Source organism: Pseudomonas sp. EA_65y_Pfl2_P74, assembly GCF_963970575.1.
GTDB lineage: Bacteria > Pseudomonadota > Gammaproteobacteria > Pseudomonadales > Pseudomonadaceae > Aquipseudomonas > Aquipseudomonas baetica_A.
Genome location: NZ_CAXAOQ010000014.1, coordinates 114991 through 129155, shown reverse-complemented (window position 1 = coordinate 129155; position 14165 = coordinate 114991). Strand labels below are relative to the sequence as shown.

The 14165-nt window shown below is 61.1% G+C and carries 13 protein-coding genes; 7 read left to right on the top strand and 6 right to left on the bottom strand.

All coding sequences use genetic code 11. The annotated features are described in order from the left end of the window. Positions 1 to 36 precede the first annotated feature (36 nt). Positions 37 to 1335, bottom strand: a complete 1299-nt coding sequence (locus AACY18_RS13715) for an MFS transporter (RefSeq protein WP_339431511.1) — start codon at positions 1333 to 1335, stop codon at positions 37 to 39. A gap of 378 nt (positions 1336 to 1713) precedes the next feature. Between AACY18_RS13715 and AACY18_RS13710 the strand changes: the two genes are divergently transcribed. Together AACY18_RS13710 and AACY18_RS13705 are read left to right on the top strand one after the other, a co-directional pair. Then, positions 1714 to 2118: an acyl-CoA thioesterase gene (locus AACY18_RS13710; RefSeq protein WP_003229628.1), complete on the top strand. Its 405-nt coding sequence runs from the start codon at positions 1714 to 1716 to the stop codon at positions 2116 to 2118. Between the two features lie 57 nt (positions 2119 to 2175). Beyond that, positions 2176 to 3075, top strand: a complete 900-nt coding sequence (locus tag AACY18_RS13705) for a D-hexose-6-phosphate mutarotase (protein ID WP_339431510.1) — start codon at positions 2176 to 2178, stop codon at positions 3073 to 3075. 111 nt (positions 3076 to 3186) lie between these two features. On the opposite strand, the gene AACY18_RS13700 is transcribed toward AACY18_RS13705, so the two are convergent. The 5 genes from AACY18_RS13700 to AACY18_RS13680 all read right to left on the bottom strand — a co-directional run bounded on the left by AACY18_RS13700 (position 3187) and on the right by AACY18_RS13680 (position 6906). Beyond that, on the bottom strand, positions 3187 to 3723 hold the full coding sequence (locus tag AACY18_RS13700; RefSeq protein WP_221731900.1) for a DUF3299 domain-containing protein: 537 nt from the start codon (positions 3721 to 3723) through the stop codon (positions 3187 to 3189). Between the two features lie 86 nt (positions 3724 to 3809). Continuing rightward, positions 3810 to 4055: a GlsB/YeaQ/YmgE family stress response membrane protein gene (locus AACY18_RS13695; RefSeq protein WP_217829170.1), complete on the bottom strand. Its 246-nt coding sequence runs from the start codon at positions 4053 to 4055 to the stop codon at positions 3810 to 3812. Between the two features lie 109 nt (positions 4056 to 4164). Then, the gene (locus AACY18_RS13690; protein WP_221731899.1) at positions 4165 to 5247 is read right to left on the bottom strand and encodes a 5-(carboxyamino)imidazole ribonucleotide synthase; all 1083 of its coding nucleotides are present in this window, start codon (positions 5245 to 5247) and stop codon (positions 4165 to 4167) included. A gap of 10 nt (positions 5248 to 5257) precedes the next feature. Then, positions 5258 to 5749: a 5-(carboxyamino)imidazole ribonucleotide mutase gene (gene purE, locus AACY18_RS13685; RefSeq protein WP_007920220.1), complete on the bottom strand. Its 492-nt coding sequence runs from the start codon at positions 5747 to 5749 to the stop codon at positions 5258 to 5260. Between the two features lie 248 nt (positions 5750 to 5997). Beyond that, on the bottom strand, positions 5998 to 6906 hold the full coding sequence (locus tag AACY18_RS13680) for a LysR substrate-binding domain-containing protein (RefSeq protein ID WP_305440537.1): 909 nt from the start codon (positions 6904 to 6906) through the stop codon (positions 5998 to 6000). Positions 6907 to 7086: 180 nt separating this feature from the next. Here AACY18_RS13680 and aspA point away from each other — a divergent pair, with 180 nt between their 5' ends. From aspA to AACY18_RS13655, 5 genes are all read left to right on the top strand, one after another. Further along, positions 7087 to 8511: an aspartate ammonia-lyase gene (aspA, locus tag AACY18_RS13675; protein WP_221731897.1), complete on the top strand. Its 1425-nt coding sequence runs from the start codon at positions 7087 to 7089 to the stop codon at positions 8509 to 8511. Between the two features lie 531 nt (positions 8512 to 9042). Continuing rightward, a complete protein-coding gene (locus AACY18_RS13670; RefSeq protein WP_339431509.1) occupies positions 9043 to 10494 on the top strand; it encodes an alanine/glycine:cation symporter family protein in 1452 nt (483 codons plus the stop codon). 90 nt (positions 10495 to 10584) lie between these two features. Then, a complete protein-coding gene (locus AACY18_RS13665; protein ID WP_339465171.1) occupies positions 10585 to 11589 on the top strand; it encodes an asparaginase in 1005 nt (334 codons plus the stop codon). A 122-nt stretch (positions 11590 to 11711) separates the two neighbouring features. After that, positions 11712 to 12707, top strand: a complete 996-nt coding sequence (locus AACY18_RS13660; RefSeq protein ID WP_339431507.1) for an AraC family transcriptional regulator — start codon at positions 11712 to 11714, stop codon at positions 12705 to 12707. A 328-nt stretch (positions 12708 to 13035) separates the two neighbouring features. Next, complete coding sequence (locus AACY18_RS13655) at positions 13036 to 14061, top strand: histone deacetylase family protein (RefSeq protein ID WP_339465170.1); 1026 nt, start codon at positions 13036 to 13038, stop codon at positions 14059 to 14061. Positions 14062 to 14165: the final 104 nt, after the last annotated feature.

Sequence of the window (14165 nt, the reverse complement as noted above, 5' to 3'; positions counted from 1 at the left end):
CGCGAAGGCGTCAGAACAATCGATGAGGTGTCGGGATCAGCGGCCCTTCTTCCAGAGCCACGCGCCCACCACAATCCCCACCGCGCAGAGCACCACCACATAATAAGCCGGGCCCATCGCGCTTTCTTTCAGCAGCAGGCTGACCACCATCGGCGTCAGACCACCGAAGATCGCGTACGCCACGTTGTACGAGAACGACAGGCCACTGAAGCGCACCGCCGGCGGGAACGCTTTGACCATCACATAGGGCACCGCACCGATGGTGCCGACCAGCAATCCGGTCAACGCGTACAGCGGGAACAACCAGTCAGGGTGATCCGCGAGGCTGTGATAGAAGGTCCAGGAGCTGACCAACAAGCCCAGACAACCGAAGACAAACACACGGCCGGCGCCAAAACGATCCGCCAGGGCGCCGGAAATGATGCAACCGATGCTCAGGAACACGATGGCCAGGCTGTTCGATTGCAACGCTGTGGTCGGCGAGAAGTGATAGACCGTTTGCAGTACGGTCGGGGTCATCAGGATCACCACGACGACCCCGGCGGACAACAGCCAGGTCAGCAGCATCGAGATTGCAATCGCCCCGCGATGATCACGCAGCACCGCACGCAACGGCACTTCTTCGGCCAGCGCCTTGCGCAGTTGCAGCTCGGCGAACACCGGGGTCTCGTGCAGCCAGCGGCGCAGGTAAACCGAGAACAGGCCGAACACGCCACCGAGCAGGAACGGAATCCGCCAGGCGTAATCCGCGACTTCCACGGGCGTATAAAGGCTGTTGATCGCGGTGGCGACCAGCGAACCGAGCAGGATGCCGGCGGTCAAGCCGCTGGTCAGGGTGCCGCAGGCATAGCCGATGTGCTTTTGCGGCACGTGTTCGGAAACGAAGACCCACGCCCCAGGCACCTCACCGCCAATCGCCGCGCCTTGAATCACGCGCATCAGCAGCAACAGGATCGGCGCCCACAATCCGATTTGCGCGTAGGTTGGCAGGAGGCCCATGATCAGGGTCGGCACAGCCATCATGAATATGCTCAGGGTGAACATCTTCTTGCGACCCAACAGATCGCCGAAATGCGCCATGACGATGCCGCCCAACGGCCGCGCCAGGTAGCCGGCGGCGAAGATGCCGAAGGTCTGCATCAGGCGCAGCCACTCTGGCATGTCGGCGGGGAAGAACAGTTTGCCGACCACGGTGGCAAAGAAAACGAAGATGATGAAATCGTAGAACTCCAGCGCGCCCCCCAGGGCAGACAGCGACAGAGTCTTGTAATCATTGCGGGTCAACGGTCGTGCGGGTTGCTCGGACTGCGCGAGGCTCGAAGGCGCTGTGGTCATGGCAAGGGCTTCTCTTATTAGGCGGATCTACCGCCACAACAACGCTGGCTGTGGCTTGAGCAGGTTCGGCACCATAGCAAATTGTTCGAAAAAGCACATAGAGGTGCGTATTTGGCGGTCAAAATCAGAACCGGATGGTCGTCGCGGAGTCTACCGACCGATATACTCGCAACCTTGCTCCGGTTTGTAGGGGGTTGCTGTGCGAAAACGTCGTTGGTCCGCCCTTTGCCTGGGAGCAGCCGATTTCGCAGAGTTTCCCTTTTAGTTGCCTGATGGAAAACGTGACGAACGCAATATGTTCGGTGCTGAATCGTTTTTCCTGAAGACGGCTACCACCCGCAATACCCACAAAGAGTCACGGGTCAGAGGCCCCTCGGCATGATAGAGCTCGAACAAGAAGATCCGATCCCGCAGGGCGATCTGGCCCTGCAAATCACCGCGCTACCGCGTGAAACCAATGGCTTTGGCGATATTTTCGGCGGCTGGCTGGTCGCGCAAATGGACCTGGCCGGCACCGCAATGGCCAGCCGTGTGGCCGGAGGCCGCGTCGCGACCGTCGCCATTGATCGCATGGCGTTCCTGGTGCCAGTGGCCGTTGGCGCGCAATTGTCCTTTTATACACAGACCCTGGAAATCGGCCGCAGCTCGATCCAGATGATGGTCGAAGTGTGGAGCGACGATCCGCTGTCCAGCGAATGGCGTAAAGTCACCGAAGCGGTGTTCGTCTTCGTCGCTATCGACGGCAGCGGTCGCACCCGTTCGGTACCTCCACGCGCACGCTAAACCTCACGGCCGTTTTACGGTCGATAGTTGTCCCTGTTTCTGATCGAGAGCTGTCCCATGAACCCGCCCAACGTTGAAGCCGTGAAACTGGATGAACTGAACTGCTGGCGCATTCGCCACGGTCAGGCCGAAGTGCTGGTGGCCCAGCAAGGCGCGCACATCCTCAGTTATCAGATCGACGGCCAGCCGCCGATCATCTGGCTCAACGACAAGGCCGATTTCAAGACCGGCAAGAGCATCCGCGCAGGTGTGCCGGTGTGCTGGCCGTGGTTCGGCAAGTTCGAACGCAATCCGCAGAGCGTAAAAGCCATGCGCATCAGTGACGAACCGGCGCCGGCGCATGGTTTGGTAAGGGCGATGGATTGGGCGCTGGGCGGTATCGAAGCCGAGGCCAACGGCCTCAAGGTCGAGTTCAAGCTGCCCTGCCCCGAAGGCGGATTGCCGGGCTGGCCCCATGAAGTGGATCTGACCCTGACCCTGCGCCTGGATGATCAATTGCACTTCAGCCTGACCAGCCACAACCGGGGTGCCGAGACCGTCAGCCTCAGCCAGGCCCTGCACACGTACTTCGCCGTCAGCGATGTGCGCAATGTGCACGTCGACGGTGTCGATGGCCTGAATTACATCGAGACGCTGGATGACTGGAAGACCGTCACCCAGCAAGGTGATCTGCACTTTGCCGGCGAAACCGACCGCATCTACCTCGACGCCCCGCCACAGCTAAGCATCATCGACCCGACGTGGGAGCGGCGTATCGTGCTGACCGCGACGGGTTCGCGCACCGCGGTAATCTGGAACCCGTGGATCGACCGCGCGGCAGCGCTCAGCGATATGGATAACGATGGCTGGCAGCGCATGCTGTGCATCGAGACCGCGAATGTGATGGATGACGTGGTGACTTTAGCGTCGGGTGCGAGCCACACCATGGGCGTCAGCGTCGGCAGCAAACCGCTCTAGACCCTGGCGCAAAGGCTTGCTCGCGAAAGCGTCGTATCAGGCAACATCAATGTGACTGAGAGACCACATTCGCGAGCAAGCCCGCCCCTACCTTGGGTTCTGCGCCAACTCTTAGAGATCGGACTCCTGCACCACCCGCACCTTGTCCGCTTCCAGCGCATACGCGGCGTCAGCCAGATCATTGCTGACCTTCTCGATCTTCAGCGTGCCGGTCACCCACAGCGGCGTATAGATGTCATCGAGCTTCAGACCTTTGGGGTAGCGCACCAGCAACAGTTGATTCGGCGGCGGTGGCGGCACATGGATGCAGGCGCCCGGATATGGCACAAGGAAGAACAGCGTACTGCGACCCTTGGCGTCGGACTCAAGCGGCACCGGGTATCCGCCAATGCGGATGTGTTTGCCATTCATCGCCGCCACAGTCTTGGTCGAATACATCACCGCCGGCAGACCCTTGGCCTGTTTCATGCCGCCCTTCTCGGTGAAGGTGCCAGTGGCTTCGGGGGAGTTATGGTCGATTTCGGGCATGGCCTCAAGGGCCTTTTGATCCGACTTGGGCATCAGTTCCAGCCAGTCGGTTTCCGGCAGTTCGCCGGCGTGGGCCAAGCCACTGCCCAGGAAAAGGAGAGTCAACAGAAGACGGCGCATGAAGGTGCTCGGAAAAAGAAAGGAATGAATCGCCGAGCATTCTAGCCCTCCCTGCCGGTTTGGCAGAGAGGGCTTTGTCGCCTGGATCAGTTCTTTTTGATCAGGCCGTAGATCACCAGCAACACGATCGCGCCGACCAGCGCGCCGAAGAACCCTGCGCCCTGACCTGCCTGATAGATGCCCAAAGCCTGGCCGCCGTAGGTGGCTGCCAGCGAACCGCCGATACCGAGCAGGATGGTCATGATCCAGCCCATGCTGTCATCGCCCGGTTTCAGGAACCGCGCCAGCAGGCCGACGATCAAGCCGATAAAGATGGTTCCGATAATTCCCATGGCACTTCCCTCTTGATGGTCAATATGCGAAGCCTAGTCAGACTTGCGCATCCTGCCATGAGAGAACGGCGGCCCCTGAATGGTTCCGCCGCTGCCACATGAAACTGTTTTACTCGGCGATCAGCGCTTGGACCTTGACGATCTGTGCCTGGAGCGTGGCCATGTCGGCGCAACGCAGGTTGGCGTGACCGACCTTGCGCCCAGCCTTGAACGCCTTGCCGTAGTGATGCAGGTGGCAATCTTCGATGGCGATGACTTTCTCCACCGGCGGTACGACACCGATGAAGTTGAGCATCGCGCTCTCGCCGACTTTAGCGGTCGACCCCAGCGGCAGGCCGGCAACGGCGCGCAGGTGGTTTTCGAACTGGCTGCACTCGGCGCCTTCGGTGGTCCAGTGCCCGGAGTTGTGCACGCGCGGGGCGATTTCGTTGGCCTTCAGGCCACCGTCGACTTCAAAGAACTCGAACGCCATCACGCCGACGTAATCCAGTTGCTTGAGCACGCGGCTGGAATAGTCTTCGGCCAGCGCTTGCAACGGGTGATCGGTGCTGGCAACGGACAGCTTGAGGATGCCGCTGTCGTGGGTGTTGTGCACCAACGGGTAGAACCTGGTTTCGCCATCGCGAGCGCGCACGGCGATCAGCGAGACTTCACCGGTGAACGGCACGAAGCCTTCCAGCAAACAGGCGACGCTACCGAGTTCGGCGAAAGTGCCGACCACATCTTCAGGCTTGCGCAGGACTTTCTGGCCCTTGCCGTCGTAACCCAGCGTGCGGGTTTTCAGCACGGCCGGCAGACCGATGGACGCCACGGCGGCGTCCAGATCGGCTTGCGATTGGATGTCGGCGAAGGCTGGGGTTGGAATCCCCAGATCCTTGAACATGCTCTTCTCGAACCAGCGGTCGCGAGCAATGCGCAGGGCTTCAGCGCTCGGGTAGACCGGCACGAATTGCGAGAGGAACGCTACGGTTTCAGCCGGGACGCTTTCGAACTCGAAGGTCACCAGATCGACTTCATCGGCCAACTGGCGCAGATGATCCTGATCGCCGTAATCGGCCCGCAGGTGTTCACCCAACGCCGCGGCGCAAGCGTCCGGCGCAGGGTCGAGAAAAGCGAAGTTCATGCCCAGCGGAGTCCCCGCCAGGGCCAACATGCGACCCAACTGGCCGCCACCGATTACACCGATCTTCATCTCAACAACCTCAGGCAATACGTGGGTCTGGATTGTCCAGGACGCTGTCTGTCTGCTCGGCACGGAAGGTTTTCAGTACCGCGTGGAACTGTGGATGCTTGGCGCCAAGGATGCTCGCCGAGAGCAGGGCCGCGTTGATCGCGCCTGCTTTGCCGATGGCCAGAGTGGCGACCGGAATACCGGCGGGCATCTGCACGATCGACAGCAGCGAATCGACGCCCGAGAGCATGGCCGACTGCACCGGAACGCCCAGTACCGGCAGGTGGGTCTTGGCCGCACACATGCCTGGCAAGTGAGCTGCGCCACCGGCACCGGCGATAATCACCTCGATGCCGCGGCTTTCAGCCTCTTCGGCGTACTGGAACAGCAAATCCGGGGTGCGGTGGGCAGAGACCACTTTGACCTCGTACGGGATGCCGAGCTTTTCCAGCATATCGGCGGTGTGGCTAAGGGTGGACCAATCGGACTTGGAGCCCATGATCACGCCAACCAGTGCACTCATCGTCGCGCCTCTTCTCTCTGGGCGCCCGCAGGCGCGTCAAAAACAACAAGCCACGCAGAATGCGTGGCTTGTTGTAGGAAAAATGACCGGACGTACCGGCCGAAGGCCGCGCAGTATACCGCAAAGAAGCCAATAAACAGCCCCCAGGGCGACCATCTGTCAAATGACGCAAAGGCCCGTTTTTATTGACTTGAAGGTCAGCGCCGCAACACCACAAATCCCCCTCCCACCATTGGATCGGCGGTGAGTCAGGACGCTTGTGCAGCGCCGCCTTCGAGCTTGCGCCAGAGCAACCGCACATTGGCCTTGCGCACCAGTGCGCAGCGATACAGGCGAATCTCCAGCGGTACATGCCACTGCGCACCGCCGCAAACGACGAGTTCCCCCCGGGCCAGTTCGGCCCGCACGCTCAGTTGCGGCACCCAGGCGATTCCCAGACCTTCCAGGGCCATGCTTTTCAGGCTGTCGGCCATGGCCGTTTCGTAAATAGTGGTGAAACGTAGTTGGCGCTGGCGCAACAAGCCGTTTACCGAACGCCCGAGAAACGCCCCGGCGCTATAAGCGAGCAACGGTACGCTGGCATCGCCTTCCAGATCGAACAACGGTTTGCCATCGGCATCCGCCGCGCACACCGGGAGCATCTCCGTCTGGCCCAGATGCAGCGACGGGAAGATTTCCGGGTCCATCTGCATCGCCGCGTCCGGGTCGTAGAACGCCAGCATCAAATCGCAGCCCCCTTCACGCAACGCATGCACAGCGTCGCCGACGTTGGTCGCCACCAACCGCGTGGCAATGTTCAGCCCTTCGTTGCGTAACTGCGCGATCCAGCGCGGAAAGAAGCCCAACGCCAGCGAGTGAGCGGCAGCAACCTGCATCACCTCGCCCTGCCCGCCTTCCAGGTGATGCAAATGGCGCAGCACTTCGCCGAGTTGTTCAACCACGGTACGCGCGGTCACCAGAAACAACTGCCCCGCCGCTGTCAGCTCGACCGGCGTGCGCGAGCGATTGACCAACGTCAGCCCCAGCGCCGCCTCGAGGCTGCGGATCCGTCGACTGAAGGCCGGCTGGGTCACGAAGCGCCGCTCGGCGGCCTGCGAGAAGCTGCGGGTGGCGGCCAGAGCACTGAAGTCCTCAAGCCATTTGCTTTCCAGATTCATCACGTCCTCCCGGACACGCACCAAAACAGGTCACACGTCTGCCGCGCACGCGGCGTCACACCGGCATTATGCCGAATGTGCATAGGCCAGTGCTGAACAGCATTGGCCCAAAATTTCCCACAAGCCTAGCATTCGCAGCGTTCCGGCACAGACCGGGTCCATATTGAGATGATTTCTATCATGTCCTCCGCTGCATCTTTCCGCACAGAAAACGACCTGCTTGGCGCCCTCGAAGTACCGGCTCAAGCGTATTACGGCATCCAGACCCTGCGAGCGGTGAACAACTTCCGCCTCTCGGGCGTTCCGATTTCGCATTACCCGAAACTGGTTGTCGGTCTGGCGATGGTCAAACAGGCCGCCGCTGACGCCAACCGTGAACTGGGTCATCTGAGCGAAGCCAAGCACGCTGCCATCAGCGAAGCCTGTGCCCGATTGATCCGCGGTGATTTCCACGAAGAGTTCGTGGTCGACATGATTCAAGGTGGCGCCGGCACTTCCACCAACATGAACGCCAACGAAGTGATCGCCAACATTGCGCTCGAAGCAATGGGTCACCAGAAAGGCGAGTACCAGTACCTGCACCCCAACGATGACGTGAACATGGCGCAGTCGACCAACGACGCCTACCCGACCGCGATCCGTCTGGGTCTGCTGCTGGGCCACGACTCGCTGCTGGCCAGCCTCGACAGCCTGATCAAGGCATTCGCAGCCAAGGGTGAAGAATTCAACCACGTCCTGAAAATGGGCCGCACCCAACTGCAAGACGCCGTGCCGATGACCCTCGGCCAGGAATTCCGTGCCTTCGCCACCACCATGGGCGAAGACCTGGCCCGTCTGAAGACGCTGGCCCCGGAACTGCTGACTGAAGTGAACCTGGGCGGTACCGCCATTGGTACCGGCATCAACGCCGACCCACGCTATCAGGCCCTGGCTGTCCAGCGTCTGGCGCTGATCAGCGGTCAACCGCTGGTGCCCGCCGCCGACCTGATCGAAGCCACCTCCGACATGGGCGCCTTCGTGCTGTTCTCCGGCATGCTCAAGCGTACCGCGGTCAAGCTGTCGAAGATCTGCAACGACCTGCGCCTGCTGTCCAGCGGCCCGCGTACCGGCATCAATGAAATCAACCTGCCGGCGCGTCAGCCAGGCAGTTCGATCATGCCCGGCAAGGTCAACCCGGTGATTCCGGAAGCCGTTAACCAGGTTGCTTTCCAGGTCATCGGTAACGACTTGGCGCTGACCATGGCAGCCGAAGGCGGCCAACTGCAACTGAACGTGATGGAGCCGCTGATCGCTTTCAAGATCCTCGACTCGATCCGCCTGCTGCAGCGCGCCATGGACATGCTCCGCGAGCACTGCATCGTCGGCATCACCGCCAACGAAGCGCGCTGCCGCGAACTGGTCGAACACTCGATCGGTCTGGTCACCGCACTGAACCCGTACATCGGCTACAAAAACGCCACCCGCATTGCCCGTATCGCCCTTGAAAGCGGCCGCGGCGTGCTGGAACTGGTGCGCGAGGAAGGTCTGCTCGACGAAGCCATGCTCGCCGACATCCTGCGCCCGGAAAACATGATTGCTCCACGTCTGGTTCCGCTGAAGGGCTGAACCAACAGGTTGTTTGTAGCACCGCTCACCAGGTCGAGGGACTAGACACCTCTCACCTTTTGAGGGCCTGGGGATCAGTCCCCAGGCCCTTTTTTTTAACGCTCTGACCCTGAGACCCGTATGTCTGGGGGTTGCTTCATGGGGGAACGGGCTTGCTCGCGCAGGCGTCGTGTCAGTCGACCAAAATGAACCTGACACACCGCATTCGCGAGCAAGCCCGCCCCCACAGACAGCAGTCCCTGCACAAGCCCGGCGCCGGTAACGTCGGGTGTTTCAAAGCTTCGTTTCGTCGCTTGCACCACAACCGTGCAGACGGGCGCCGCACTGATAGGTATAGTGCCGCCCCTCTTCGCGTGAGCGGTCGTCGGTAACGAGGCCATAACCCATGCGAAACCCGAACTAATAACAAACCCGCGAAATGGATCCGGGACGAAATCATCGCCTCACCCGTCGTGCCGTATGCACGCCGGTGTAACACGATGTTTCTACCATCCAGTATTTGCTTACACAAAAAACAGCGAGGATAAATCCATGCTCGAAGTCATCAACGACTTCCTCTCAGGGAAAGTACTGATCGTGCTCATTGTCGGGCTCGGTAGCTACTTCACGATTCGCTCGCGTTTCGTTCAATTTCGTCACTTCTTCCACATGTTCGCGGTGTTCCGCGACAGCCTGAAAAGCAGCGCCGGGCAACTCAGCTCGTTCCAGGCCCTGATGCTCAGCCTCGCCGGCCGCGTCGGTGCAGGCAACATCGCGGGTGTCGGCATCGCCGTGACCCTGGGTGGGCCGGGTGCGGTGTTCTGGATGTGGGTCACCGCCCTGGTCGGCATGTCCAGCAGCTTCTTTGAATGCTCGCTCGGTCAGCTCTACAAACGTACCGACTCCGATGGCACCTACCGTGGCGGCCCGTCCTACTACATCCAGCACGGTCTGCAGAAGCGCTGGCTGGGTATGGTCATGGCGTTCCTGTTGCTGGTGACCTTCGGTTTCGCCTTCAACGGCCTGCAAGCCCACGCCGTGACCCACTCGCTGAACAATGCCTTCGGCTTCGACACCACCTACACAGGCATCGGCCTGGCGGTGTTGCTGGGCCTGGTGTTCATCGGTGGGATCAAACGCATCGCCAAGGTCGCTGACCTGCTGGTGCCGGTGAAAACCCTGATCTACATCGGCGTGACCATCTACGTGATCGTGCTGCAAATCGACCAAGTACCCGCCATGCTGATGACCATCGTCAAGAGCGCCTTCGGTCTCGACCAGGCCTTCGGCGGCCTGATCGGCACCGCGATCGTGATGGGCGTGAAGCGTGGTGTGTTCGCCAACGAAGCCGGTCTGGGCAGTGCACCGAACGTGGCGGCTGTGGCGTCGGTCGAGCACCCGGTGGCACAAGGTGTGGTGCAAGCGTTCAGCGTGTTCCTCGATACCTTCGTGATCTGCACCTGCACCGCGCTGCTGATCCTGCTCTCGGGTTTCTACACCCCGGGCTTCGAAGGCGACGGCATTGCCCTGACCCAGAACTCGCTGGCCGCCGTGGTCGGTGACTGGGGCCGGATGTTCATCTCGGTGGCCCTGGCGCTGTTCGTGTTCACCTCGATTCTCTACAACTACTACCTGGGCGAAAGCAATCTGCGCTTCCTGATCGGTGAAAACCGCAAGGCGCTGATCGGCTACCGCGCGCTGGTACTGGTGTTGATCTTCTGGGGTGCCATCGAGAACCTCAGCACCGTGTTCGCCTTCGCAGACATCACCATGACCCTGCTGGCGTTCGTGAACCTGATCGCGCTGTTCCTGCTGTTCAAGGTCGGCATGCGCATCCTGCGGGACTACGATGACCAGCGTTCGGCCGGCATCAAGACCCCGGTATTCGATTCGAGCAAGTTCCCGGATCTGGACCTGGACCGCAAAGCCTGGCCGGCCAACCCGTCTGCCGCTACCGGCAAGACGCAAGCCGAGCCGCAAGGCGTCCCTGCAGCGCAACGCTGATAGGTGAATGACGGGCGCATCCTCTGCGCCCGTCAGTTATTGTGATGCAATGCCTGCTCCCACAAGGAACTCATCGTTTCGGAGAATCCTATGAACCCTTCGACTTATCCTGCCGCCCAGCACGTCATGGTGTTGTACACCGGTGGCACCATCGGCATGCAGGCCAGCGCCAATGGCCTGGCCCCGGCGTCCGGTTTCGAAGCGCGGATGCGCGAGTACCTGCACAGCCAGCCTGAACTGGTCGTGCCGCAGTGGCGCTTTCGCGAGATGTCGCCGCTGATCGACAGCGCCAACATGACCCCGGCCTATTGGCAGCAACTGCGTGAAGCGGTGGTCGACGCCGTTGATGGGCAAGGCTGCGACAGCGTGCTGATCCTGCACGGCACCGACACTCTGGCTTACAGCGCGGCGGCGATGAGCTTCCAGTTGCTCGGCCTGCACGCTCGCGTGTGCTTCACCGGCTCGATGCTGCCGGCCGGCGTTACTGACAGCGATGCCTGGGAAAACCTCAGCGGCGCACTGGTTGTCCTCGGCCAAGGCCTGGCGCCGGGTGTGCACTTGTACTTCCACGGCGAACGGCTGGCACCGACCCGTTGCGCAAAAGTGCGCAGCTTCGGCCGTCATCCATTCAAGCGTCTGGAGCGTCAGGGCGGCGGCGTGAAAGCCACCTCGATTCCAGCGGCGTTGAATTACAACCAGCCAAAACAACTGGCGAATGTTGCCGTGTTGCCACTGTTCCCCGGCATCGGTGCGCAAATCCTCGATGGCCTGCTCGACAGCGGCATTCAGGGCTTGGTGCTGGAGTGCTACGGCAGCGGTACCGGGCCGAGCGACAATCCGGCGTTCCTCGCCAGCCTCGCCCGCGCGCGGGACAACGGCGTGGTCGTGGTGGCGGTCACGCAGTGCCATGAAGGCGGCGTCGAACTGGACGTTTACGAGGCGGGCAGTCGCTTGCGGGGCGTTGGTGTGTTGTCCGGTGGCGGCATGACCCGTGAGGCCGCGTTCGGCAAGTTGAACGGATTGCTCGGTGCAGGCCTGGAAACCGCTGAAGTCCGCCGACTGGTCGAACTCGACCTGTGTGGTGAGCTGGTCTGAGCATGGCGTTGGACCGCCCCTCACCCTCTCCCAGAGGGTGAGGGCTGGACCGGACTGACACCACAAGCGTCGCGGCACACAACTTGCTCTCTTTTCCAGCATCCCCTGGCTGGAAGACACTGATGCTCCACTCCCACCTCACCACCCTCAACGCCGTCTCCCTGATACTCAACACCTTCAACGCCGAAGGCTTGTCGAGCCAGGCGCTGCTGGCCGGCAGCGGCATCAGTGCGGCGGATCTGAGCCGAGCCGATACGCGCATCACCACCAATCAGGAGATGCAGGTCTGCGCCAACGCGGTCGCACTCAAGCACGACATCGGCCTGGAACTGGGCCGGCGCATGCACGTTTCCTGCTACGGCATGCTTGGTTACGCACTCCTGACCTGTGCCACCTTCGGTGACGCTTTGCATTTGGCGATCCGTTATCCGGCGTTGCTGGGAACACTTTTCGAGCTGAACCTTGAGGACGACGGCGAGCGCGTCTGGTTCGTTGCGGCCGATTATCGCGAGAGTCCGGCGATGGCCGCGTTCAATGCCGAATTCTGTCTGGTGTCACTGAAAGTCATCTGTGACGACTTGCTCGGTCATCCGCTACCGCTGCTCGCCACACGCTTTGAACACGCGGCGCCGGATTACCGTGACAGCTACGCCGAGCATTTCGCCAGCCCGTTGCACTTCGCCGCCAAGGACAACGCCTTTGCGTTCGAAAAGCACTGGCTCGATCAACCGTTACCCCTGGCCGACAGCATTACTCATCAGGCCATGGCCGAACGCTGCCGCAAACAGAATCTCGAGTTCACAGGGCGTCAGGCATGGCTGGGAAGAATTCGCCAATTGCTCAGCGCCCAGTTGAACGCCGCGCCTGGGCTTGAGGGGCTGGCGCAGCAAATGAAGTGCTCACCGCGCACCTTGCGTCGGCACCTCAAAGACATGGGCAGCAGCTATCAGGAACTGCTCGACGAATTGCGTTTCGAACGAGCCAAACAAATGCTCTGTGAAGATCAACTGCCGATCTACCGCATCGCTGAACACCTGGGTTTCAGCGAGACCGCGAGTTTCCGCCATGCGTTCGTCCGCTGGAGCGGCGTGGCGCCGAGTCAGTTCAGGCCGCACTGAGATTCCAGTGTGCAGGCTTGCTCGCGAAGAGGCCGTGTCAGTCACCTGATGCATAAACTGACACCCCGCCTTCGCGAGCAAGCCCGCTCCCACAGGTTTTTCGCCATGCTCAGTGAACCGGCGAGCAACCGTGTGCTGGACAACCTCGTCCCTACCGCTTGAACACAAATCTCTGTGGGATCGCATTTTTCTGATGCAGGCTTGAGGGGCCAATTGCGGTCATGATTTTTGGCCATATCAATCCCCTTTTGGCCTTTCCTGCCGTTCTCCGAATCGTTGTACGCCGCAACACTTGAGGCCACCGAACCAGCCCTGCGGAGAACAACAAATGCTGACGATCTACTCGGACGATCACCACCTGCACCATGGCCGCTGCGAACTGATCGATGGCCAGCTCAAGCCTTGCTTCGAGATGCCCTCGCGCGCCGACCACGTGCTGCAACGCGTGCAGAACCAACACCTGGGCCCGGTCCGAGCCCCCCAGGATTTCGGCCTTGAACCCATCGCACGCATCCACAGCCGCGATTACCTCGAGTTTTTCAAGGGTGCGTGGGCGCGCTGGACCGAGTTCAACACCGACGGCGATCTGCTGCCCTACACCTGGCCTGCCCGCACATTGCGCGCAATCAAACCGACCAGCCTGCACGGCCAACTCGGCTATTACAGCTTCGACGGCGGCGCGCCGATCACCGCCGGCACCTGGCAGGCCGCCTATAGCGCAGCGCAAGTGGCACTGACCGCGCAAGCGGCGATTCAGGGGGGTGCGCGCGGTGCCTTTGCCCTGTGCCGCCCACCGGGACACCACGCCGCCAGCGACTTGATGGGCGGTTATTGCTACCTCAACAACGCCGCCATCGCCGCGCAGGCGTTCCTCGATCAGGGCCACGAAAAAGTCGCGATCCTCGACGTCGACTATCACCACGGCAACGGCACCCAGTCGATTTTCTACGAGCGCAGCGACGTACTGTTCACCTCGATCCACGGCCACCCGGAAGCGGAGTTTCCGTTTTTCCTCGGCTACGATGATGAACGCGGCGAAGGCCCCGGTGAGGGTTTCAACTTCAACTACCCGCTGCCCGCCGGTTCAGGCTGGGACATGTGGAGCGCTGCGCTGGAACAGGCCTGCAACGAGATCGACCGCTACGGCGCCGACATCATCGTGGTGTCGCTCGGTGTCGACACATTCAAGGACGATCCGATCTCGCAATTCAAACTCGATAGCCCCGACTACCTGGCGATGGGCAAGCGTATTGCCGCCCTCGGCAAACCAACGCTGTTTGTCATGGAGGGCGGTTACGCAGTGGAGGAAATCGGCATCAACGCGGTGAACGTGCTTGAAGGGTTTGAACGATAAAAAGCGCCTGAAACGGATTGGCACGGCAAGACCCGCTTTGGCGGGTCTTTTTTTGTCTGCGAGATGTATGTACCGCACGCCGCTGAAACGCGGCCTCTACCTTG

Excerpts from the sequence above, each read along its gene's own strand:
- AACY18_RS13660 (WP_339431507.1), top strand. The coding sequence starts at position 11,712 with ATGCTCCACTCCCACCTCACCACCCTCAACGCCGTCTCCCTGATACTC.
- AACY18_RS13655 (WP_339465170.1), top strand. The coding sequence starts at position 13,036 with ATGCTGACGATCTACTCGGACGATCACCACCTGCACCATGGCCGCTGC.
- AACY18_RS13670 (WP_339431509.1), top strand. The coding sequence starts at position 9,043 with ATGCTCGAAGTCATCAACGACTTCCTCTCAGGGAAAGTACTGATCGTG.
- AACY18_RS13690 (WP_221731899.1), bottom strand. The coding sequence starts at position 5,247 with ATGAAGATCGGTGTAATCGGTGGCGGCCAGTTGGGTCGCATGTTGGCC.
- AACY18_RS13705 (WP_339431510.1), top strand. The coding sequence starts at position 2,176 with ATGAACCCGCCCAACGTTGAAGCCGTGAAACTGGATGAACTGAACTGC.
- AACY18_RS13680 (WP_305440537.1), bottom strand. The coding sequence starts at position 6,906 with ATGAATCTGGAAAGCAAATGGCTTGAGGACTTCAGTGCTCTGGCCGCC.
- AACY18_RS13715 (WP_339431511.1), bottom strand. The coding sequence starts at position 1,335 with ATGACCACAGCGCCTTCGAGCCTCGCGCAGTCCGAGCAACCCGCACGA.
- AACY18_RS13665 (WP_339465171.1), top strand. The coding sequence starts at position 10,585 with ATGAACCCTTCGACTTATCCTGCCGCCCAGCACGTCATGGTGTTGTAC.
- aspA (WP_221731897.1), top strand. The coding sequence starts at position 7,087 with ATGTCCTCCGCTGCATCTTTCCGCACAGAAAACGACCTGCTTGGCGCC.
- AACY18_RS13700 (WP_221731900.1), bottom strand. The coding sequence starts at position 3,723 with ATGCGCCGTCTTCTGTTGACTCTCCTTTTCCTGGGCAGTGGCTTGGCC.
- AACY18_RS13695 (WP_217829170.1), bottom strand. The coding sequence starts at position 4,055 with ATGGGAATTATCGGAACCATCTTTATCGGCTTGATCGTCGGCCTGCTG.
- AACY18_RS13710 (WP_003229628.1), top strand. The coding sequence starts at position 1,714 with ATGATAGAGCTCGAACAAGAAGATCCGATCCCGCAGGGCGATCTGGCC.
- purE (WP_007920220.1), bottom strand. The coding sequence starts at position 5,749 with ATGAGTGCACTGGTTGGCGTGATCATGGGCTCCAAGTCCGATTGGTCC.